Genomic DNA, 19,929 nt, shown 5'->3' with positions numbered 1-19,929 from the left:
GCCCCAGCGACGGTGTCCGCCCCTCACCTGACGACCTCGACGAGGACCGCCACACCGAGACCGCCGCCCGCGGCGACCGTGGCCAGGCCCAGGGTGCCGCGCGGCGCCCCGCCGTGCACGAGACGCGAGAAGAGGCGCACCAGCGCGACGGCCCCGCTCGCTCCCCAGGGGTGCCCGAGCGCGATCGCGCCGCCGTCCGGATTGAGCCGCTCGTCGTCCTCGTCGATCCCCAGGGCGTCCATCACGGCGAGGACCTGGGCGGCGAACGCCTCGACGACCTCGATCGCTCCCAGGTCGTCGGTCGTGAGGCCGGAGCGGCCCAGCAGGGTCTGCACGGCGGGGACCGGACCCCACCCGGGCAGGCGCGGGTCGCAGGCGGACGTGCAGCCGTCGACGATCCGCAGCCCGGGCGCCCCCAGCCGCGCGCGCTGCGACTCCGTCACGACGGCGACCGCCGCGGCGCCGTCGCTCACCGGGGCCGCGCTGGCGGCCGTCACGGTCCCGGCAGCCGTGAAGGCGGGACGCAGCCGCGCGACGACGTGCGGGTCCAGGGCACGCACATGCTGGTCCCGGCCGAGTGGTGCCACTGGGCCCGGCACCGGCACCATGACCGTCTCCGCGTCGAACCGGCCTCCCTCGTGCGCGGCCCCGGCCCGGTCGTGGGAGCGGACGGCGTAGCGGTCCTGGCGCTCGCGGGTCACCCCGGCCGCGGCGGCGAGCGCGTCGGCCGCCGGCCCCATGTCGGGATCGGCGCCCGCCGGGGCGAACCGGGCGCGTGCCCGGGAGCTGCGGTACGACGCGCTCTCCGTGCCGCCCGCGAGCACGATCCGGTCCCCGGACGGGTGCTCCCCGGCGAGGACCGCGGCGAGCCCGCTCGCGCACTGCCGGTCGACCGTCATGGCGGGCGTCGTGTCCGGCAGGCCGGCGAGCAGCGCCGCGACGCGGGCGACGTTGCCGCCAGGGCCGGCAGCGCTCCCCAGCACCACGTCCTGGACCGCACCCGGGGCGCCGAGGCGCCGGACGTCGTCCTGCACCGCGGCCAGGACCGCGGACGCGAGCTGCGCGGCGTCGTGGCCGGCCAGGGCCCTGCCCTCGGACCCGATCCACGTCCGTCGGCCGGCGACGACCACCCGGCTCATCGCAGCGCCTCGAAACCGTGCTCGAGCCCGGTGCTCTCGGTTCGTGCCGATCCTTGCGTGGCCGGTGGTGCGAGGTCGCCGCCGGGGCGCTCACCCTGGAGCCGTTCGCTCACGGCGGCGCGGGCCGGCTTGCCCGACGCGGTGCGGGGCAGCATGCCGGTGCGGTACCAGCGGCGCGGCCTCTGCTGCGCGGTCAGGTGCGAGCGCGCGGCGCGCTCGAGCGTGGCGCGCAGGCCCGGGCGCGGGTCGGCCTCGACGACCGCCGTGACGACGGCGCCGAGCCTCCGGTGGGTGCTCCCGACGACGACGACGTCGCGGACGCCCGGCACTCTACGCAGGACGACCTCGACGTCCTCGGGGACGACGGTCGAGCCGCCGGTGAGGATCGCCCCGTCGCCGCGACCGCGCAGGACGAGGGGCGCGCCGGGCGCCGGGGGCATCTCCGCCAGGTCGCCGACGGTCGCCCAGGACCCGTCCCGGGCGAGCGGCCCCACGGCGTCGGCGAGATAGCCGTCGGCCACGTACGGGGAGCGCACCCAGACCTGCCCGAGCCGCGAGGCGCCGTCCGCCGGGCGGATCTCGACCTCGACGCCCGGGAACGGCACGAGACCCGCCCCGTCCGTGTCCAGCGCGACGAACGACAGCTCGACCGCGCCGTAGTAGGCGACGACGTCCACCCCGAGGCGTGCGGCCCGTGACCGCAGCTCCGGGCTGGTCGACGCGCCCCCGACGACCAGTGTGCGCACCCGGGACGGCACACCGGACTCGATCGCGTCGAGTACGTCCTGCGCGACCGAGGGGACGCAGTGGACCAGGTCGACGTCCGGCAGCGCCGCGGCGAGGTGGCGCCCACGGGTCCCCACCCGGACGGTCACGCCCTCGGCCAGGGCGTGCACCACCGCGAAGCAGGTCAGCGACGACGCGAGCGACCCCGGCACCAGGACCGTGTCGCCGGGGCGCAGACCGATCGCCCGGCTGAGGGCGTCGAACGAGTCCGTCCACGACCTGCGGGTCCGGGTGACCGCGCGCGGGCGTCCGGTGCTGCCCGAGCTGAAGCCCGCCCAGGGACGTGCCGCCGGGTCGGGGCGCGCCGCTGTCGGTGCGCCGCGCGGCTCCTCACCGGGGGTGCTGGGGTCCGGGGCGCCGGGGTCGGGGGCGCTGCGGGCCGAGGCTTCAGGACCAGGAGCGCTCGTGCCGCGGGGAAGGGCGGTGAGGATCGTGGTGTCGGGTCGCACGGCGCGCAGGACGGTCTCCCGGTGAGCGGCGGACCACTGCGGGTCGCAGACCAGCGCCGTCGCACCGAGACGGTCGACGGCGAGCAGGGCCACGACGGTCGCCGCCGGGTCGTCGAGGCACAGGGCGACGAGGCCGTCCCGCTGCACGGAGGACGACAGGTGACGGGCCGCGGCGAGGACGTCGGCGGACAGCTCGCCGTACGTCCGCGACGACCCGTCGTCGAGCAGCGCGAGACCACCGGAGGTGTCGGGGTCGCCACCTCGGTCGATCACACGCTGCGCCACGGGCACGGGTCAGGGCCTCCCGGGCGCGCGTCGCAGCACCGGTGCGGTCGGGTGCGCGCGCAGGACGGCGGCCGTCACCACCGCGGCGACGACCGCCTTCGCGATGTCACCGGGCAGGTACACGAGCGCCCCGGTCGCCGCGACGGCGAGCGGCGTGCCGGTGACGAGCGCCAGGCCTGGCACGCCGAAGGCGTAGACGACGCCGATCCCACCCACGAGGCAGGCGCCGAGGACGCCCGCCGTCGACGGCGCGCGCCCGCGACGGCGTGCGGAGCGGGCGACCAGGAGCCCGATCACGACCGCCCCGGCGACGAAACCGACGAGGTAGCCGGCGGACGGCCCCACGAACACCCCGACGCCGCCGCGCCCGCCGGAGAGGAGCGGCAGCCCGGCGGCGACGAGAGCGAGGAACGTCAGGACGGCGAGGCCGCCGAGCCGCGGCCCGAGCAGCGCGCCGGCGAGCATGACGCCGAGGGTCTGGAGGGTGATCGGGACGGCGACCCCGAACGGGGACAACGGCGGCGCGAGCCCGAGAGCAGCGATCAGCGCCGCGAAGGTCGCCACGTAGGCGAGGTCTCCGGCCGCGAGCCGGCGGCGGGCGGGGGCGGGCGTGCCGGCCGCTCCGGCAGGGCTGGTAGAGATCGCAGGGTCGGCGGGGCTGGTGGAGCCGGCAGGAACGTCAGGGCCGGTGGAGCCCGTGGAGCCGGCAGGAACGTCAGGGCGGGCAGTGCCGTCGGTTCCGCCGGCGCCGGTCAGGGTGGCAGCGACCGGGAGCGCGTGCGGCGCGGTCTCGGTGCTGCTCCGGTCAGGTGTCTCGTCCATCGATGGTCCTTGTCGTCGGGCTCCGCCCCGGGGTCGGTCCCCGGTCGTCCTCCGGGTCGCGACCGGAGACCCGACCGACCGGTGGGTCCCGTGGCGCGGAGGCCGGGGATGTCACCACTGTGCCGGGGCACGTCGTCCCCGACGCCGTGGACCGGCGACGAAGGACATGGCGTCCGCTGTGGGTTCCCGACAGCCGTTTGGAGGAATCCGCAACGGCGCCGCGAGATCCGAGGGGTCGTTCTGTCGAACTCCGCAGAGCCCGACGAGACCGGGCGGTCGAACCGGTCGAACCGGTCGGGCCGGGCGGGCGCGGAGCACTCCCGGAGCAGGCCCGGAGTAGCAGGCGGACCCTCCGGTCAGAGCTCGCCGGGGAGCGCACGACGGATGACGAGCCGGGTCCACGCGCCGACGTAGATGCGGTCGCCGTCGGAGAGCTCACGGCGCTGTCCGGGCTCGATGGCCGACTCCGGGAGCGGTGCCCCCGCCGTCCCGACGTAGGTCCCGTTCGACGACTGCAGGTCCTCGACCCACCACCGACGGCCGTCCGTGGTGAGCTGGCAGTGACGCCGCGACACCGCGGTGTCGGCACCGCAGTCGACCAGGGGCTCGATGCGCCGGGACGCGGACCGGCGCCCGACGAGGACGCTGCGCTCGCGAGCGACGACGAGGTCGGGCGGGCCGGCCGACGGCATCGGGTCCACGGCCTGCTGCTCCGCGTACCAGCCCGGGTCGATCCACACCTCGATGACCCAGGGCTCCGTGGCGGGAGGTGACGGGGCGGACAGCGACGTCGACTCGGGCAGGTGCGTCGACGCAGAGAGCCGCTGCGAGCCCGACCCGCGTGACCGTTCGGTCGAGGTTCGGGTGCTCCGCTCGCCGAGCTCGCGGCCCTCCGGGGAGGCGTCGTCGCGGCGTCGGGTCGAGCGGCGGGTGCGACCGGTGCGGCGGGCTTCGCGGGCGACGCGGAGGATGCCGGGGACCTTCGAGCACCCGCCGAACCCGCAGCACCGGCAGTACCGGCAGCACCGGCTGCACCGTTCGGACCGTTCGGACCGGGGGCGCTGGCCTTGTCGAACGGGGCCGGCGCCGTTCCCGTCGTGAAGTCGTAGCCACAGTTCTCGCAGAACAGAGCCGCGGGTGCGGCAGTCGTCCCGCAGTTCGGGCAGTCCGTCGACGCCGTCGCTGCTCCGCCGTCGGGATCGACGGCCGAGGGCGCGTTCCCCGCGGGGGCGCCGGCAGGGGTCGCGGACGGCGGCGCCGCAGTCATCGGGGCTCCGCACGTGTCGCAGTAGTCGGTCGAGGTGGACGCGTGGCCTGCGGGACACAGAGTCGTCATCGTCGCACCCTGGTCGTCTTGGTCGATGCGGTGTCGAGCGCCATCTCGTCGAGCTTTGCGGCGTCCCGGCGCAGGCGCACGGTGCCCTGCTCCTCGTCGACGTCGACTACGCGCCGCAAGCGCGAGGTGGCCTCCGCGTTGCCGGTCTCCGCGGCGAGCGCCACCGCACGCCCCAGCCGGGTCGTCGCGGTCGCCTCGTCGCCGGCGGCCTTGGCGGCGAGCCCCTCCTGGATCGCCGAGGCGAGCTCGGCCTGACCCGTGTAGTGCGCGACCTCCCGGTTGATCCGCGCGGTGAGTCCGTCGTCGTCCGACCAGGTGGCCTTGACCAGGCCCGAGGCCATGACCTCGTCGTCGACGGCGAGCTGGACCCGCGCGGCGAGCTGCTCCGCGCCGACGCTGCGCGCCGGGAGCCGGACGGCGACGTGGTAGTCGCGGGACTCGTCGGCCCAGGCGCCGGTCGGGTACGCGCCGACGAGGGGCGTCACCTGCGTCCGTCGGTTCGTGAGGTCGTCGACGGTGGGGGAGACCTGCCGGACGAAGAGCACCTGGGCGCCCATCGGCGTCCAGACGCGAAGGTCCGCGTCCGCGATCCCGCGAGCCATGGACGCACGCACGAGGCTCTCGAAGTCGGCCGCGATGTCCTCGGGCTTCGCGATGAGGTCCACGGTGCCGAGGAGAGCGGTCGCGATCTCCCGGAGCTCCTCGACGACCCAGCGCTCACCCACCCCGCGGGCGTCGCACTGGAAGTGTCCGGTGACCGACGCGATCGCCCGCGAGAGGGAGCCTCGTGACTCCGACTCGTTCTTGCCGTCCGTGAGCAGGATCGCGTGGCGGCGGGTACCGGGCGGCAGCGTGTCGAACAGCTGGGCGGCGAGGACCAGCCAGGTGCTCATCGCCGTGCCGCCGTCCGCCCGCAGCAGGGAGATCGCGTGCCGGGCGGCGTCCCGCGCACCGGGCTCCATCTGCACCATCGGCATCGTGGCGTTGGCGTAAGGGAACGCGCGGCGCGCGACGTGGCTCCCGCCGATCACGGCGAACCACGTGCCGTCGACGATCTGGTCCAGCGCCACGACCGCGGCGTGCTGCGCCGCGCGCAGGCTCGCGCCGGTCATCGACCCGGAGGTGTCGACCATGATGATCTCGGCAGCACCGCCCCCGGCGCCTGGCGTCGGCGCGGCAGCGTCCTCGCAGGTCACGGTGACGATGGCATGCACGTCGGTCGAACCGGTCGCCAGGTACTCGTTCTGGAACACCTCGGCGGTGAACGCGGCCACGGTCAGCTCTCCTTCGATTGCGTGCTGTCACGCAGATTATCGGAACCAGCCTCGTGGCGTGCGAGAGCCACCGTGATGTTGTCCGCACCGCCCTGGTCGTTCGCCCACTGCACGAGGCGCTCCGCGATCTGGGCGGTGGAGGCGGCGCCCTGCTGCGCCGCGCGCAGGACCTGCGTCAGCCTCTCAGGGGACGCGCAGTAGTTCCACAGCCCGTCGGAGCACAGGAGCACCCAGCCGGGCCCGGCGAGCGGGGTCTCGACGACCCGGGGCGGGTGGTTGCCCGAGTCCGGACCGATCCAGCGCGTGATCGCGTGCGCCTGCGGGGACGCGTCGGCGGTCTCGCGGTCCAGACCGCGCGCGACCATCTCCTCGATCCACGAGTCGTCGGTGCTGACCGGGATCGCCTGCTCGCCGTCGGGCACCCAGTAGGCGCGGGAGTCACCGAGCCAGGCCGTGGTCAGGCGGGACCCGGTCAGCACCGCGGCCACGAACGTCGACGACGGCGGCTCGTCCCGGTCCGCCATGTCGCCCACCGACCGCAGGACCGCGTCCTCCGCGGCCTCGACCGCCGCGGTGAGCGCCTCGGACCACGCGGGCCCGCGGTCCAGGTGGGCGGAGGCTGCGGCCAGGTGGTCCCGGGCGGCGGTCGCCGCGGCGAGGCTCGCCCGGTCCGAGTCCGGGGCGGAGGACACGCCGTCGCAGACGACGAGGATGGTCCGCTCGGCGTCGGCGTGCAGGGCCATCGCGTCCTCGTTGCGCCGGTGGCGGCGTCCGCGGTCGCAGACGCCCGCCACCCCCGTCGTCGGCTCCTCGACCCAGTGGTCCCGCTCGCGGCGGCGCGGCGCACCGCAGCTCTCGCAGTAGCCGTCCGCGGCGATGGTCCCCCCGCAGTCGTGGCACGACGGCGGCGCTGCGTCGTCCGGTCTCGTCGCGGCGGTGTCCTCGGCAGCGTCCTGGGCCGTGCCCTCAGCCGTGCCCTCAGCCGTGCCCTCAGCCGTGCCCTCAGCTGTGCCGTGACCAGCCGGGTCCGGGCTCGCCCCGGTCTCGTCCTTCGCGCCCTCGGCCGCGGCATGGTCTGCCGTGCCCTCGGCTGCGTCGTCGGCCGCGGTGCCCCACGCTGCGCTCTGGGCCCGGGCGTGGTCCGCCGGGTCTCCGGCCGCCGTCCGCTCGGGTGGCGAGGGCAGACGCGTGCCGCAGCCCTCGCAGAAGCGGGCTCCCGCCGGGCCGTCCTCGCCGCACGCCGGGCAGGTCACCGACCTGGTGCCGGACGTGGCGTCCGTGTGCTCGCTCATCGCAGCGTCCACCGCCGGACGCCGTTGGCCCGGTCGATCAGGTCGACCCGGTCGGTCGGGTCGTCGGTGTGCGCGGCGAGGCGCCGCAACGCGGACTCCAGACCGTCCCGGACCCCGGCCTCGGTCGCGGGGTGGCCGCCGACCGAGAGGTCGGGCTCAGGGCCGTCGGCGAGGATCACGTCGAGGGCCGAGGTCAGCGCCTCTACCTCGAGCCCCGTGCGCTCGTCGATCGGGACCGGCACCGAGCCGATCGAGGCGAGAGCGTCGTCGAGCGCGGGGAGTCCCCGGCCGGAGGCGGCCAGCAGGCGTGCTCGGCGGACCCGCGCATCGACGTACGACCCGCGGGTCGACCCGACCTGGTCGAGTGCCTCCAGCGCACCGTCCAGATCGCCCTCGTCCTGACGGATCCGGGCCAGACCGAAGGCGGCCGGCGCGGAGTAGTTGGCGTCGGTGCGCGCGCAGATCCGGTAGAGGGAGTCGGCGACCCCGGACTCCCCGGACAGCTCGCAGGCGGTCGCGAGCGCGAGCTTCGGCGCCAGCTCGCCGGGGACCTGGCCGTAGACGGCGTTGAAGGCCGCGGCCGCGCCCGCGGGGTCGCCCGCGGACAGGTCGCACAACCCGTCCATCCAGGCAGCGCGCCACTCCCAGGGGTCGTCCTTCAGGAGCTGCTGCACCGCGGCACGTGCCACGTCGTAGCGCTCGGCCTCGACCGCGGCGCGGGCCCGGGCGAGGAGCACCTCGGTGGATGCCGTCGGGGCGGCGTCCAGCGCTCGCAGCCGCGCGTCAGGGTCGACGACGTTGACGCCGGCCAGCCACGAGGCGCAGGGGTCGCTCTCGTCGATGCGCAGGGTGGGCAGCTCGTCCCAGCTCAGTGGGCGGCTCGCGACGTCGGCCCGCGGGGAGTCGAACAGCACCGACGCCGCCGAGTGGAGCCCGGCGGTCCCCGGGCCGCGGTCCGTGGCGACGACCTCGCGCAGCACGCCCAGGACCTGCGCCCGCATCTCGTCGACCGTCGCGAACCGGTCGGACGGGTCGGCGGCGCAGGCCTTGCTCAGCAGGCGGTAGAACGAGTCGTACCGCTGGAAGACCGGCGTGTCGTCCACCGGAGGCAGCGACGCCACGTACGTCGAGGTGTTCCCACGGAAGTCGAGGACGAGCGTGGCCAGCGTCCGACCGATCGTGTAGATGTCCGACGCCACCGAGGGGCCGAGCTCCGAGATCTCGGGAGCCTGGTAACCGACCGTCCCGTAGATCGCGGCCTCGTAGTCGTCCGTGCGTCGCACGCCGCCGAGGTCGATGAGCTTGACCCCGTCGCCCTGCTGGATGACGTTGTCGGGCTTGAAGTCGCAGAACAGCAGGTCCTTGTCGTGCAGGTAGGCGAAGGCCGGCAGCACCTCGAGGACGTATGCGAGGGCCTGGTCCACGGGGAGCGGGTCGTGGTGCCCGGCCGCGCGGCGGCGGTCGTTGAGGATGCCCTTCAAGGACGTGCCGCCGACGTACTCCATGACGGTGTAGCCGGCGCCGTCGTGCATCGCGAAGTTGTAGATCTCGACGATCAGGGGTGCTCGACCTCGGCGAGGAACTGGCGTTCCGAGATGGCCGCGGCGTAGGCGTCGGCGTCGCCCGAGTTGAGCAGGCCCTTGAGGACCACCCAACGACCCGAGACGTTCTGGTCGCGGGCGAGGTAGATCCAGCCGAGGCCTCCGTGGGCCAGGCAGCCCACGACCCGGTACTGCCCGCCGACGAGGTCGCCCTCCGCGAGCTGGGGGTGAAGTCGAACTGCGAACCGCACTTCGGGCAGTAGCCCTGCGTACGACCGGCCACGTCGCCGTGGCTGCGCCCGACCGGTCCGCCGCAGGAAGGGCAGTAGCGCTTCTGCTCCGGGACCTCGGGCACCTTCATCACGGCGTTGCCGGGGTCGGTCACCGGGGCGCTCGGCACCGTCGTCAGCCCCGCACCGAGGCGGTGCCCGCGCAGCCGCGTCGAGGTCGAGCCGACGCGGCGTGTCATCCGGCTCCCCGGTGTGCTGGTCCGGGCCGAGCCGAGCGCCGACGACGCGAGCCGGCTCGAGCTCGTCCGGGTCGAGGTCCGGTGGGCCGCCCCGCTCGCCGGCACCGCAGCCGAGCCGGCGCCTGTCGACGCGAGCGCTGTGGCCGCCGAGTCCGGGCCTGCTGCGGAGGCGCTCGCCGACGCGGCGACGCTCTCGGCCTTGGCGGTGGCCGTCGCCGGGTCCGGGGCGGGGGAGCCGCAGTAGTTGCACCAGCCGTCCTCGATGGTGCCCGGGCAGCCCGGTTCTGCGCACGCGGTGGCTGTCGTCATCGCTTCTCTCCTTCGGGGCCCGCGGCCGCGGCGGCGCAGGTCTCGTGCGGGTGGGTCGCGCGCTCGGGCCACGGACGGGCGAGGACCTCGAGCTGGTCCACGAGATACCGGGCGAGGACGAGGTCGCAGGGAGTTGCGCCGACCGCGTCCGCGGCCTCCGTCGCGCCCGCGAGCACGGTCGGGGACGAGTCGCGCCCGTTGCTCCGGGTGCGTTCGGTGAGGTTCCTCGCCCGGAAGCCGAGCCCGGCGCGCTCTCGCAGCGGGGCCGCGTACGCCTCCTCGACGGTGTCCATGGCGCGGTCCACCGCGTCGAGCCGTGCGCGGAACCGGGCCACGTCGTCCGCCGCGTCGGGGACCGGGCCCAGCCGGGACACGTCGGGGACGGCGAGCCTGGGCGGGTCGAGGATCTCCCGACGCACGCGCTCGACGAGGTCGCGCAGGTCGGGCTCGCGTCGGGCGAGCGCCGCGACCCGGTGGCGGGCCGCCTCGCGGTCGGCCCTCAGCTCCTGGTGACGCGCGGCCCCCACGATGAGGTCGCGCTCCGCCTCGGCGACGCTGGTCTCCAGCACGTCGAGCCTGCCCGAGACGTCTGCGCCCCGGTCGGCGTCCGCCACCACGTCGTCGAGCCTGCGCCGCCACACCGTGACGTCCGCACCCGAGTCCTCGCAGCGGGCCAGCGCAGCGCGCAACGAGCGGACGCGCTCCCTCGTGTCGAGAGCGTGGGGGTCGACCGCGAGGCGGGCGCCCAGGGAGGATGCGAGCGCGTCGCAGAGCCGTACGGCCTCCACGAGGGACAGCAGCGCGGTGCCGTCGCCCGAGCTCAGCCGACCCCAGATGAGCTGGGACATGGACTCGCGGACCGTGCGGTCCGCGCGCCCGCCGTCCCAGACACGGGCGAGCTCCGCCGAGCGTGCCCGCACGGCCTCCCAGAGGGTCAGCGCGAGGACGATGTCCTGCCGGTGCGCAGCGCCGTCCGGGCTCGCGAGCATCGCCTCGTCGAGCCTGTCCAGGTCCGTGCGTCGGCTCGTGACCCATGCGGTGAGGTCGGTGAGGTAGCGCTCGAGATCACGGGGCTCCGCGGCCTCACCCAGCCGGCCCGGTGCCTCCGGTGCGCGGGTCGTCGTCGCGGTCACGGTTCGCGCCCGTAGGTCGGTTCCGGAGGGGTCGCCTCGCCCAGGTCGCCGAGCCACTTGTCGTAGGAGTCCTGCCAACGACCGTCCTCGCGCACCTGCTCGAGCACGGCGTTCACGAAGCGCACCAGGTCGACCTCGTCCTGACGCACGCCCACCCCGTAAGGCTCCTCGCTGAGGGGCTCCCCGACGACCTTCGCGTAGGGGTCCTGCCGCGCGAAGCCCGCGAGGATCGTGTCGTCGCCGGTGATCGCGTCGACCTTTCCCTGCTGGAAGAGGACCAGGCACTGCGTGTGCGTGGTCGCAGGCACGGGGACGACGCCCGGGTGGTCGTCGAGGCTGGCCAGGGTGGTCGTGCCCTCGGGGGCGCAGACCCGCGCGCCGTCGAGGTCGTCGAAGCTCGTCGCGGTCGAGTCGGTCGGCACGAGGAGCTTCTGACCGGCGTCGTAGTAGACGGAGGAGAAGGCGATCTGCTCCCACCGGTCGCAGGTCACCGTGAACGCCCGGGCCACGAGATCGACCTCGTCGGACTCGAGCACCTCGATCCGTTCGCCGGACGTGATCACCTTGAGCACGAGCCGGTCCGGGTCACCGAAGATCGCCTCCGACACCGCGTGCAGCACATCGATGTCGAAACCCTCGACGTCGCCCGTGAAGGGGTTGCGCGCGCCCATCAGGAGCGTGTCCGCCGAGACCCCGACGACCAGCGAGCCGCGCTCGCGGATCTCGGCCATGGTGCTGCCGTCGGGCAGATCGTCGGGCGCCGGCAGCGGTCCGTCGGGGGCGTACGACGCCGTCGCGTCGGTGCACGCCGCGTCGGCCACCGGGAGCGACGTCCGGGCGACGTCCACCGCTGACGCGGCGGGCGCGACTGCGGCAGACCCGTGCTCGCGCCGGTGGGGGCAGTTCGGCGGTCGGTGCCGGTCGCGCACGACGCGAGCAGCAGAGCGGCCAGCACGCCGGCCGTCGCACCGGTTCCCGCGCGCCGGAGCCGGCTGCGGGTCCCGTGGCGTCGGGTCGTCGCCCGTGTCCGTGGTCTCGGCGTGATCATCGGTACTCCTCGATTCGCTGGTGCAGGCCTCTCCAGGCCGCGACCGCCCCCACGAGGCCGCCGATCAGCAGCCCCCACGCGCCGACGCCGGCCCGGTCGGCTGCGGAGACCAGCTCGCTGTCGACCGTCTCGGCCTCCGCGACGATCGCCTCCTCGGTCCCGGACACGTACTGGTCGAAGAGGTCGTTCGAGGCGCCCGGGGCGTCGTCGACGGCTGCCGCTACGGCAGCCTCCCACTCCCCGTCGGCGTCGAGCGCCCGGATCTCGTCATGCTCGTCGCTCCAGGCCTGGAGGTCGTCGGCGAGCCCCGACGCCGTCGAGCTGGCGTCGGCCTCGCTCAGTGCGTCGAACGCCTCGTCGAGGGACGCGTCGACCTGGACCTCGATCTCCTCGCCCGAGCCGCGCTTGATGAGTCCCAGGCTCGCCGAGGACTTCGCACCGTTGGCCGCCGACTCCGCCGCGGCGAGCGCGGTCGCCGACGTGTACGGTCCGCTGCGGACGTCGACGGCGGTGCCTCGGACCGAGGCGAGGAGTGCCGTCCCGAGCACACCCGTGATCAGGACGATCGCGGTCGCCGTCGCGAGGCCGACGTTCAGGACGCGGTGGGTGCGGCGAGCGAGCCAGACCTGGACGGCGACGAGAGCGAGCAGGCCGAGCAGGCACAGCGCGAGCAGCAGCAGTGCGGTCGCCGTGTCGTCGAACCGCGCGTCGGTCCGGGCGCTCGCGTCGTCGCCGAGCTCGTCGAGCATCGGCAGCATCTCCTCGCGCAGGAGGGTCGACGCGCTGTCGAGATAGGCGGAGCCCACCGGGAAGCCCTGGCGGTTGTTGGCGCGGGCCTGCTCGACGAGACCGGTGTACTCGGTGAGGTCCGCCGACACCTCGCCGATGCGTCCGGCGTCCTCGACGGTGCCGGTGCGCGCGAGCCCGGCGAGCCCGGCCGCGGCGTCCTCGATCCGGGTGTCGTAGTCCTCGCGCTGCGCGGTCGGCTCGAGACCACCGACGAGGAACGCGTTGGCTGCGGTCGCGTCGGCGGTGACGAGATCGGCACGGACCTCCTGGAGCGCGACGGACCGGTCGGCGCCGTTGCGGGCCGCGTCGACCGAGTCGGACTGGTCGGTCCCGGCGCGGAACCCGACCAGCGCGACCAGGACGCAGGCCAGGACCGCGACCGCGAGGGCCACGCGGAGCTGGCCGGGGGTGCGGCTCAAGGATTCGAGAAGGCGACCGGTGCGCCCGCCGCGGCCCGGTCCCTCGGCGGTGCGGGGGTCGGCTGCGGCCGGGGGCTCGATGGTGGGCGGGGCGGGGGCGGTCATGCGATCTCCTCGTCCAGCAGGTCGTCGGCGGTCAGGGTCCGCAGGTCGTCGAGCGTCGGCTCGGCGACGTCGCGCAGACGCCACGCGTGCCGGGCGACCGCGGTGTCGAGCACGTTACGGACCCAGCGCCCGTTCCCGAACGACTGTCCACGGTCGGCGGCGCGGGCCCGGTCGGTGAAACGCTCGACGGCATCGGTGTCGGGTGCGAAGTCGGCAGCGCCCGCGAGCAGGAGGAAGATCTCCCGCAGCTCGTCGACGGTGTAGTCCGCGAAGGTCACGGTCCGGGAGAACCGGGACTCCAGCCCCGGGTTCGACGCGACGAGCTCCGCCATCGGTCCCGGGTACCCGGCGACGATCACGACGAGGTCCTCGCGGTGGTCCTCCATGTCCTTCACGAGTGTGTCGATCGCCTCCTGCCCGTACTGGTCGCCGGCCAGCGAGTAGGCCTCGTCGATCAGCAGGACCCCGCCGAGTGCGCTGCGCACGACCTCCGTCGTGCGCTCCGCCGTCTGGCCGAGGTACCCCGCGACGAGCTCGGACCGGTCGACCTCGACGAGGTGGCCCGAGCTCAGGACGCCGAGCGCCCGGTAGATCTGCGCCACCAGACGCGCCACCGTCGTCTTCCCGGTCCCGGGGTTGCCGACGAACACCAGGTGCCGGGTGAGTCGCGGCCCGCCGAGACCTGCATCGCTCCGGAGCAGCTCGACCCGCAGGAGCTCCGTCTGCCGGTGCACCTCGTGCTTCACGGCGTCGAGCCCGATCAGGGCGTCGAGCTTCTCTTTGAGCTCGTTGAGCGTCGGCTCGGGCTCTGGCGTCGTCTCCGCGGCGGGCCGGCCCCCGTCCGCCATGCGTCCGGGGAGATCTCCCGTGGCCCCGCCCTCGCCCGTGGGACCCGGGTCGTCGTGCACGCCCCCGCCGGCGGTCCCGGTGCTCGGCCCCTCGGGGCTCGGGGGAGCGAGGGGCGCACGGGGTTCGAACGGAGAGGCAGGGGCAGGGACGGCGGGGACCGCTCCGTGCGCGGCCAGAGCACCGGCGCGCTGCACCGCAGCCGTCGTCTGCGCCGACACCCGCAGCGCCCGGGACGGGGACCCGAGGTGCCCGGCGGCGACGACGGCGCGAGCGAGCGCCTCGGCGTACGCGGCCGTCCGGGACGAGCCCTCGCCGGCGAGCCGCAGGACCAGGTCCGTGGGCGCCGTCCGCCACCGCCTGCCGCGGACCGCGGCACGGAAGAACTCAGCGGGTGGGTCGGCGACGCCCCAGGCACGTGCCCACGCGTCGGGCGCGCCGGAGGCGGACTCGGCCACCGCAGCCGTGAGCACGCGGGCCTCCGCGAGCGCGTCGCCCGGTTCGAGGCCCGCCGCGCGGGCGGCGCGCTCCAGGCCGTCGATGGCCTCGCGCAGGTCCGCGGTCCCCGGCGCGGTCATCGGGTGCCCCCACCGGGCGGGGCGAGGCGCCCGGTCGAGTCGTCGGGACCCGGCGGCAGGGGAGTCGGCGGCAGCGGAGCCGGGTCGGGGGCGTGCCCGAACTTCTCCTCGAGGAACCTGCCGTGCGCGACGAGCGCGCCCGCGTCCTGCCGGGAGACGGCGTCGGAGATCTGGTCGAGCGTGTACCCGAGCAGGTCGAGCTGGTCGCACAGCACCATGAGCGCCGTGCGCCCCCGGTCGATCGGGCGGGTGTCGGCGAAGTCGCGGGGGAGGCGGAGGTAGGCGCCCACGGACTCGGGCAGATAGCTCGTCGCCGTGGACACCACGGTGTGGGCCCTCGCGCTGCCGACCCCGAGCCGCTCGAGCCGCGGCACCATCTCGTCCACCGTGCTCGCGATGCCGTCCACGCGGGCGATCACCGACGCGGGCGCGTCGTGCGCGACGCGGGCGCGGACCTGCGCCACCGCGGCGACGATCTCGGCGCCCGTGGGCGGTGCCGGGCGCTCGGGGACGGGTGCCGGAGGCACCTGACCCGTGAACCGACCGACGACGTCCTGCCACCACCCCATGTCAAGCCCCCTCGCGCGACGTGCCCGACCGACGGACCTCGGCCTCCAGGGATCCGAGCGTAGTGCCGAGCACCGACGCCGCCGAGTCGCGGAACGTGCCGACCTCGTCGATCGTCTCGCGGAGCCCGTCGAACGCCCGACGCAGCGCCTCGACGTCCGCGTCGGTCCCGGTCCTGCCGCCCGTCCCGCTACCCGTGGACGTCCCGGCCTCCACCGCCGCACCGGCCGCCCGCAACGCCGTGTCCAGTGCGGCGACCCGGTCGAGGACCAGCTGTCGGCCGGCGACGGCGCCCGCCGTGACCACGGCTGTCCGCAGGGCCGCCACGGTGGTCGTCGTGGCCCGGTCGATCCCCTGGACCAGCTGCTGGTTGGTGTCCACCACGAGGCCGAGCGCGAGATAGGCCTGCACCGCCACCGCGAGCCGGGTCAGGACGTCCTGGTGCCGCCGGCGCACCGTGGGCAGGACGACGGCGCGCAGGTCCTCCGTGCCCGCCGGGTCCACCCCGTCGAGCCGCGCGGCCTCGGCGGAGACCCCGGTGTCGAGGCGGGACAGGACGTGCACCGTGCGGTTGAGGCCGGCCATCGAGCGCCAGGTGGCCTCCTGCTCGAGGCGCAGCGAGGCGTTCTGCCGACGGAGGGCGTCCTGGTCGTCGTAGAGGGACCGGATCACGGCGTCGAGCTGGTCCTGCGCTGCCTCGTAGCGGCGGAAGTACGACTCGAGCGACTCGCCGACCGGGAAGATGCCGAGGACCTTCCGCCGGAACTGCACCTCGTTCGGGTCGAGCGACGTGATGGTCCGGCGGAGCGCGTCGAGCGACTCGGTGGAGCGGGTCGAGGCGCCGGCGGCGAGCATCGAGCCGTGCGTGCCGCCCGCCAGCCGGCCCGTCGACCCCTCCTCGTCCTGGAGCTCGGCGCGGCCGAGCGAGCGGATCTCGTGCAGGCGCCGCTCGCGCTCCGGACTGCCCGGCGACGTCGCGAGGAGAGCCGTGAGCAGAGCGTCGGCGCGGGCGTCGAGGAGGTGATCTCCGTCGCCGGGACCTCCGGCGCCATGCCCGCGGCGCGCGCCGGGCTCACGGGAGCGACGGCGCCGGGCGGCTCGAGCCGGAGCGCCGGCTCTTTGTCTCCTTGCCCGGCGTGCCCCGGTTCGTGCGGCTGCGCTGCGGTGGCGCTCATCCGGCTCCTCGTCGGTGGGCGGCTGTCCTGCTCGTCCTGCTGCTCGTCCTGCGTCTCGTCCTGCTGCTCGTGCGTGCCCGCTCCCGCCGAGTCCGGCGGGGTCGTGCCCCGAGCAGGACTCGAACCTGCAACCTACGGATTAGAAGGCCGTTGCTCTATCCATTGAGCTATCGGGGCGCGCAGCCGATCCTAGTCGGAACCGGCGAAGCGGCCCGCCGGTCCGCGCGGGCTCCGCGCCCTCCGTAGGGTGGGTTCAGCCCCACCCCGGCGCGCATCTTTTGCATCGTCGTCCCTGCCAGCAAGGATGAGCACGTGACAGCCACCGCCCCCGTCGGGACCGACGGTCCCTCAGTCCCGCCCGCCGACGTCGTCGAGGCCAGGACCGAGCGGCGACTCGGGACCACGGTGCACGACGTCGCGACGGACCTGCGGCGCGCAGTCGTGGAGGCGGAGTTGCCCCTCGACATCCCGGGCGCGTCCGAGTCCGCCGCCGCGCGGGACCGTCTGGTCGTCCAGCTCGACGAGCACCTGCTGCCTCGGCTCAAGGAGCTCTCCTCGCCCGCGGTCGTCGTCCTCGCCGGGTCGACGGGCGCCGGCAAGTCGACCCTGTACAACTCGATCCTCGGCGAGGAGGTCTCCGTCGCGGGGGTCCTGCGCCCGACCACACGTGAGCCCGTCCTCGCGTACAACCCCTGGACGAGGCCGTGCTGGCGCCGGGCCCGGCCGCGGAGTCGGCACGCAAGGTCGCGCACGACGCCGTGCCGCGCGGGGTCGCCTTCGTCGACGCGCCCGACCTCGACTCGCTCTCCGCCGAGAACCGCAGCACCGCGGCGCAGCTGCTCGAGGCCGCCGACCTGTGGCTGTTCGCGACCACCGCGTCGCGCTACGGGGACGCGCTGCCCTGGCAGACGCTCGCCCGCGCCCGGGAGCGCGGGGCGAGCGTCGCCGTCGTCCTCAACCGGGTGCCGCTGGCGAACCTGGTGATGATCCGCTCCGACCTGCTCCAGCGGCTCCGGGACCACGGGATGGCGAACGTGCCGCTGTTCGTGGTGCAGGACGTCGGCCCGCACGAGGGCATGCTCGACGCCGACCAGGTGGCCGGCATCTACCGCTGGCTCCAGAAGCTCGGCGGTCCGGAGAGGTCGCGATCGGTGATCGTCCGTACGCTCAAGGGCTCGCTCGCGGCGCTCCCCGCTTGGGTGACGGGCATCGCCGACGCGGTCGACGCCCAGGGCGCCGCGGCGCGCTCGATCGCGGCACGTGTCGACGAGACGCTGCCAGGACCTCGTGAGCGCGGGGTCGAGGCGATCACCGACGGCTCCGTCGGTGCCGGGCCCGTCGCCTCTGCGTGGGCGAGCGCCGTGGCGGCGCACCGCGTCGACCGGGTGGCAGTCCGCGGTGGCGAGGTCCGCAGCAGCGCGCGCAAGGGACGCTCGCGGGAACGCGCCCTCCAGCCGGTCCGGGACGTCGTGGTGGCCAGCACGGTCCGCACGCTCGTCCAGGCCAGCGAGTCGGCGGCCTCGGCGTTGGCCTCGGCCCTCGGCGACGACGGGGCGCCTGCGGGTGCCCCGTCGGTCCTCGCTGCGGCGCAGGAGCAGTCCGGCGACGCGGTTACGGCGCGCGAGGAGCGTGCCCGGTCCGCCGTGGACGCGTGGCTCGGACGGGTGGAGGAGGTCGCCTCCGGCCTCGCCGGGCGCCGCGGTGCAGCCGTCCGCAAGGCCTACGGCGACGGCGGCACCACCACGCTGCTCGCCGCCGCTGCCGTCGGGTGCGGAGACGCTCGTCGCCTCGTCGGGCGTGTCCTGGGCGACGAGGGGGCGGACGCCGTGGCGCCCCTCACCGACGATCTCGCCCGCCGCGCGGGCGACGTCGTCGACGCGGAGGCCGCGCCCCTGAGGGCGGCGCTCGACGTCCCTGCCCTCGCGGACGGCGCGGGCGCCGGTCTGCGGGTACGGCTCGCCGAGCTGAGGAGGATGGTATGACCTCGGACGACAAGGATCTGCGGGGCCGGACGAACGACCTCCAGAAGGCGGTCGACCTCGCCGGGGACCGCGTCCCCGCGGAGGTGTCCACCCTGGTGCGGGCCGCGATCGCGGGTGTCCGCGAACGGCTGGACCTCGGCGTCGACCACACGGTCGTGGCGCTGGCCGGCGGCACGGGGTCGGGCAAGTCGAGCCTGTTCAACCGGGTCTCGCGCCTGGACTTCGCGGACGTCGGGATCAGGCGACCGACCACCGCCCAGATCACGGCGTGCGCCTGGAGCGGCGCCGCGACCCCGCTCCTCGACTGGCTCGAGGTGATCCCCGAGCGGCGCATCACCCGGGGCCACGAGCTCGACGCGGCGGACGAGGGGACACTCTCCGGTCTGGTGCTCCTCGACCTGCCCGACCACGACTCCATCGAGCCGGCGCACCGGGTCGTCGTCGACCGGGTGCTCCCGTTCGTCGACCTCCTCCTGTGGGTGGTCGACCCGCAGAAGTACGCGGACGACGCCCTGCACTCCGACTACCTCCGCAAGTCCGTGGGGCTCGAGTCGTCGATGGTCGTCGCGATCAACCAGATCGACACGGTGCCGGAGGGGCACCGGGGCGAGCTCGTCGCCGACCTCGACCGGCTGCTCGTCGAGGACGGCCTGCACGGGGTGCACGTGCTGACCGTCTCGGCCGCGACGGGCGAGGGGGTGGGTGACGTCATGGCCCTCCTGGAGCGCGCGGTGGCGCGCCGCAGCGTGTCGGCCAGCCGGGTCGCGGGCGAGCTCGACACGGCCGGTGCCCGGCTCGTCGCCGAGACGCCCTCGGACGCGCCCTGGAACGCCGACGCCGCGATCGGCACGGAGGTCGACGCGCTGGCCGAGGCCGTGGGCCTCGACTCCGTCGCCGCCCAGGTCGGCGACGCGGTGCGGTCCGGGTACGGACGACCGACGTTCGAGCCGCCGCAGAAGGACGGTCTCGAGGTCTCGCGCAACCGGTGGCTGAGCCGTGCCGGCAAGGGGCTCAGGCCGGGCTGGCGGGCCTCCCTCGACGGCTCCGTCGCGTCGTCGCGGACCGTGGGGGAGCGGCTCGAGCGTCGCCTGTCGGCGCTGCCGCTCGACACGACGGGCCCGGCGTCCGTCCCGGTCCTGAGGCGCACCGGGGCGGCGCTGATGGTCCTCGGTGCGATCGCAGGGGTCCTCGGTCTGCTCGAGGTGCTCGGCGTCGTCGACCTGTTCGAGGCTGGTCTGACGACCGTCCTGCTGGTCGGGGCGGCGGCGTGCGTCCTGGTCGGTGTCGTCCTCGTGGTCGTCGTCGCGCAGGTGATGCGGCGCGCGGTGCGTCGACGGGAGCGGGACGTGCGCGAGCGGGGCCGGTCGGTCGTGGCCTCGGTCGTCGGTGAGTGCTTCGCCGACCCCACCCGGGCGCTGCTCGCTGAGCACCGCCAGGTCCGGGAGCTGGCCCAGTCCGCCCGCGAACGCGAGCGGATCGCCCCGCTGACCGGGTCGATCCGGCTGCCCACAGGGGCGCACCTCAAGGTCGCGTCCACAGCCGGCACCACCGGCGGGGACGCGACGGCACCGGCCTCCTGATCCTG

At 75.1% G+C, this 19,929-nt stretch carries 17 protein-coding genes, 1 tRNA gene and 1 pseudogene; 3 read left to right on the top strand and 16 right to left on the bottom strand.

Going from position 1 to position 19,929, the window contains the following annotated elements:
• Positions 1–23 precede the first annotated feature (23 nt).
• The 9 genes and pseudogenes from QUE47_RS00375 to QUE47_RS17060 all read right to left on the bottom strand — a co-directional run.
• A complete protein-coding gene (locus QUE47_RS00375; protein ID WP_286218106.1) occupies positions 24–1,139 on the bottom strand; it encodes a thiolase family protein in 1,116 nt (371 codons plus the stop codon).
• Positions 1,136–2,647 carry a class I adenylate-forming enzyme family protein gene (locus tag QUE47_RS00370; protein WP_286218105.1) on the bottom strand — a complete coding sequence of 504 codons (1,512 nt, stop codon included), beginning with the start codon at positions 2,645–2,647 and terminating at the stop codon, positions 1,136–1,138. The genes QUE47_RS00375 and QUE47_RS00370 overlap by 4 nt, the downstream gene beginning before the upstream one ends.
• Before the next feature lie 21 nt (positions 2,648–2,668).
• The gene (locus tag QUE47_RS00365) at positions 2,669–3,481 is read right to left on the bottom strand and encodes a biotin transporter BioY (protein WP_286218104.1); all 813 of its coding nucleotides are present in this window, start codon (positions 3,479–3,481) and stop codon (positions 2,669–2,671) included.
• Positions 3,482–3,837: 356 nt separating this feature from the next.
• The gene (locus tag QUE47_RS00360) at positions 3,838–4,221 is read right to left on the bottom strand and encodes an FHA domain-containing protein (RefSeq protein WP_286218103.1); all 384 of its coding nucleotides are present in this window, start codon (positions 4,219–4,221) and stop codon (positions 3,838–3,840) included.
• A 592-nt stretch (positions 4,222–4,813) separates the two neighbouring features.
• On the bottom strand, positions 4,814–6,091 hold the full coding sequence (locus QUE47_RS00355; protein ID WP_286218102.1) for a VWA domain-containing protein: 1,278 nt from the start codon (positions 6,089–6,091) through the stop codon (positions 4,814–4,816).
• Positions 6,092–6,093: 2 nt separating this feature from the next.
• Entirely contained in the window at positions 6,094–7,383 is a 1,290-nt protein-coding gene (locus QUE47_RS00350) for a protein phosphatase 2C domain-containing protein (protein WP_286218101.1), read from the bottom strand.
• A complete protein-coding gene (locus QUE47_RS00345) occupies positions 7,380–8,915 on the bottom strand; it encodes a tetratricopeptide repeat protein (RefSeq protein WP_350227606.1) in 1,536 nt (511 codons plus the stop codon). Before QUE47_RS00345 ends, QUE47_RS00350 begins: the two co-directional genes overlap by 4 nt.
• 23 nt (positions 8,916–8,938) lie before the next feature.
• Positions 8,939–9,175 (bottom strand): protein kinase family protein, encoded by a 237-nt coding sequence (locus QUE47_RS16365; RefSeq protein WP_350227605.1) that lies wholly within the window; start codon positions 9,173–9,175, stop codon positions 8,939–8,941.
• Between the two features lie 29 nt (positions 9,176–9,204).
• Positions 9,205–9,309 (bottom strand): annotated as a pseudogene (locus QUE47_RS17060) (serine/threonine protein kinase); the annotation flags it as partial.
• On the opposite strand from QUE47_RS17060, the gene QUE47_RS17055 reads away from it, so the two are divergent.
• Entirely contained in the window at positions 9,293–9,637 is a 345-nt protein-coding gene (locus tag QUE47_RS17055; RefSeq protein WP_434019708.1) for a hypothetical protein, read from the top strand. The pseudogene QUE47_RS17060 and the gene QUE47_RS17055 sit on opposite strands and share 17 nt — an antisense overlap.
• Before the next feature lie 61 nt (positions 9,638–9,698).
• Here the strand turns inward: QUE47_RS17055 and QUE47_RS00340 are convergent, their stop codons facing one another.
• The 7 genes from QUE47_RS00340 to QUE47_RS00310 form a co-directional block, all read right to left on the bottom strand.
• The gene (locus QUE47_RS00340) at positions 9,699–10,835 is read right to left on the bottom strand and encodes a hypothetical protein (RefSeq protein ID WP_286218100.1); all 1,137 of its coding nucleotides are present in this window, start codon (positions 10,833–10,835) and stop codon (positions 9,699–9,701) included.
• A complete protein-coding gene (locus tag QUE47_RS00335; protein WP_286218099.1) occupies positions 10,832–11,764 on the bottom strand; it encodes a glutamate ABC transporter substrate-binding protein in 933 nt (310 codons plus the stop codon). The genes QUE47_RS00340 and QUE47_RS00335 overlap by 4 nt, the downstream gene beginning before the upstream one ends.
• 115 nt (positions 11,765–11,879) lie before the next feature.
• On the bottom strand, positions 11,880–13,196 hold the full coding sequence (locus tag QUE47_RS00330; protein ID WP_286218098.1) for a GlnX family signal transduction membrane protein: 1,317 nt from the start codon (positions 13,194–13,196) through the stop codon (positions 11,880–11,882).
• Entirely contained in the window at positions 13,193–14,620 is a 1,428-nt protein-coding gene (locus QUE47_RS00325; protein ID WP_286218097.1) for an AAA family ATPase, read from the bottom strand. The genes QUE47_RS00330 and QUE47_RS00325 overlap by 4 nt, the downstream gene beginning before the upstream one ends.
• On the bottom strand, positions 14,617–15,189 hold the full coding sequence (locus QUE47_RS00320; RefSeq protein ID WP_286218096.1) for a hypothetical protein: 573 nt from the start codon (positions 15,187–15,189) through the stop codon (positions 14,617–14,619). Before QUE47_RS00320 ends, QUE47_RS00325 begins: the two co-directional genes overlap by 4 nt.
• A gap of 1 nt (position 15,190) precedes the next feature.
• The gene (locus tag QUE47_RS00315; protein WP_286218095.1) at positions 15,191–16,042 is read right to left on the bottom strand and encodes a toxic anion resistance protein; all 852 of its coding nucleotides are present in this window, start codon (positions 16,040–16,042) and stop codon (positions 15,191–15,193) included.
• 424 nt (positions 16,043–16,466) lie between these two features.
• Positions 16,467–16,539: transfer RNA gene (locus QUE47_RS00310), tRNA-Arg, on the bottom strand.
• Between the two features lie 527 nt (positions 16,540–17,066).
• Between QUE47_RS00310 and QUE47_RS00305 the strand changes: the two genes are divergently transcribed.
• Positions 17,067–18,344, top strand: a complete 1,278-nt coding sequence (locus tag QUE47_RS00305) for a hypothetical protein (RefSeq protein WP_286218094.1) — start codon at positions 17,067–17,069, stop codon at positions 18,342–18,344.
• Positions 18,341–19,924: a P-loop NTPase family protein gene (locus QUE47_RS00300; protein ID WP_286218093.1), complete on the top strand. Its 1,584-nt coding sequence runs from the start codon at positions 18,341–18,343 to the stop codon at positions 19,922–19,924. The genes QUE47_RS00305 and QUE47_RS00300 overlap by 4 nt, the downstream gene beginning before the upstream one ends.
• Positions 19,925–19,929 lie beyond the last annotated feature (5 nt).

It is taken from the genome of Paraoerskovia sediminicola (assembly GCF_030296575.1).
GTDB classification, from domain to species: Bacteria; Actinomycetota; Actinomycetes; order Actinomycetales; family Cellulomonadaceae; genus Paraoerskovia; species Paraoerskovia sediminicola.
Note: the sequence above shows the minus strand (reverse complement) of the source record. Positions and strands in the feature narration are given on the sequence as shown.

Excerpts from the sequence above, each read along its gene's own strand:
- QUE47_RS00375 (WP_286218106.1), bottom strand. The coding sequence starts at position 1,139 with ATGAGCCGGGTGGTCGTCGCCGGCCGACGGACGTGGATCGGGTCCGAG.
- QUE47_RS00365 (WP_286218104.1), bottom strand. The coding sequence starts at position 3,481 with ATGGACGAGACACCTGACCGGAGCAGCACCGAGACCGCGCCGCACGCG.
- QUE47_RS00350 (WP_286218101.1), bottom strand. The coding sequence starts at position 7,383 with ATGAGCGAGCACACGGACGCCACGTCCGGCACCAGGTCGGTGACCTGC.
- QUE47_RS00345 (WP_350227606.1), bottom strand. The coding sequence starts at position 8,915 with ATGCACGACGGCGCCGGCTACACCGTCATGGAGTACGTCGGCGGCACG.
- QUE47_RS00330 (WP_286218098.1), bottom strand. The coding sequence starts at position 13,196 with ATGACCGCCCCCGCCCCGCCCACCATCGAGCCCCCGGCCGCAGCCGAC.
- QUE47_RS00325 (WP_286218097.1), bottom strand. The coding sequence starts at position 14,620 with ATGACCGCGCCGGGGACCGCGGACCTGCGCGAGGCCATCGACGGCCTG.
- QUE47_RS00320 (WP_286218096.1), bottom strand. The coding sequence starts at position 15,189 with ATGGGGTGGTGGCAGGACGTCGTCGGTCGGTTCACGGGTCAGGTGCCT.
- QUE47_RS00315 (WP_286218095.1), bottom strand. The coding sequence starts at position 16,042 with ATGCTCGCCGCCGGCGCCTCGACCCGCTCCACCGAGTCGCTCGACGCG.
- QUE47_RS00300 (WP_286218093.1), top strand. The coding sequence starts at position 18,341 with ATGACCTCGGACGACAAGGATCTGCGGGGCCGGACGAACGACCTCCAG.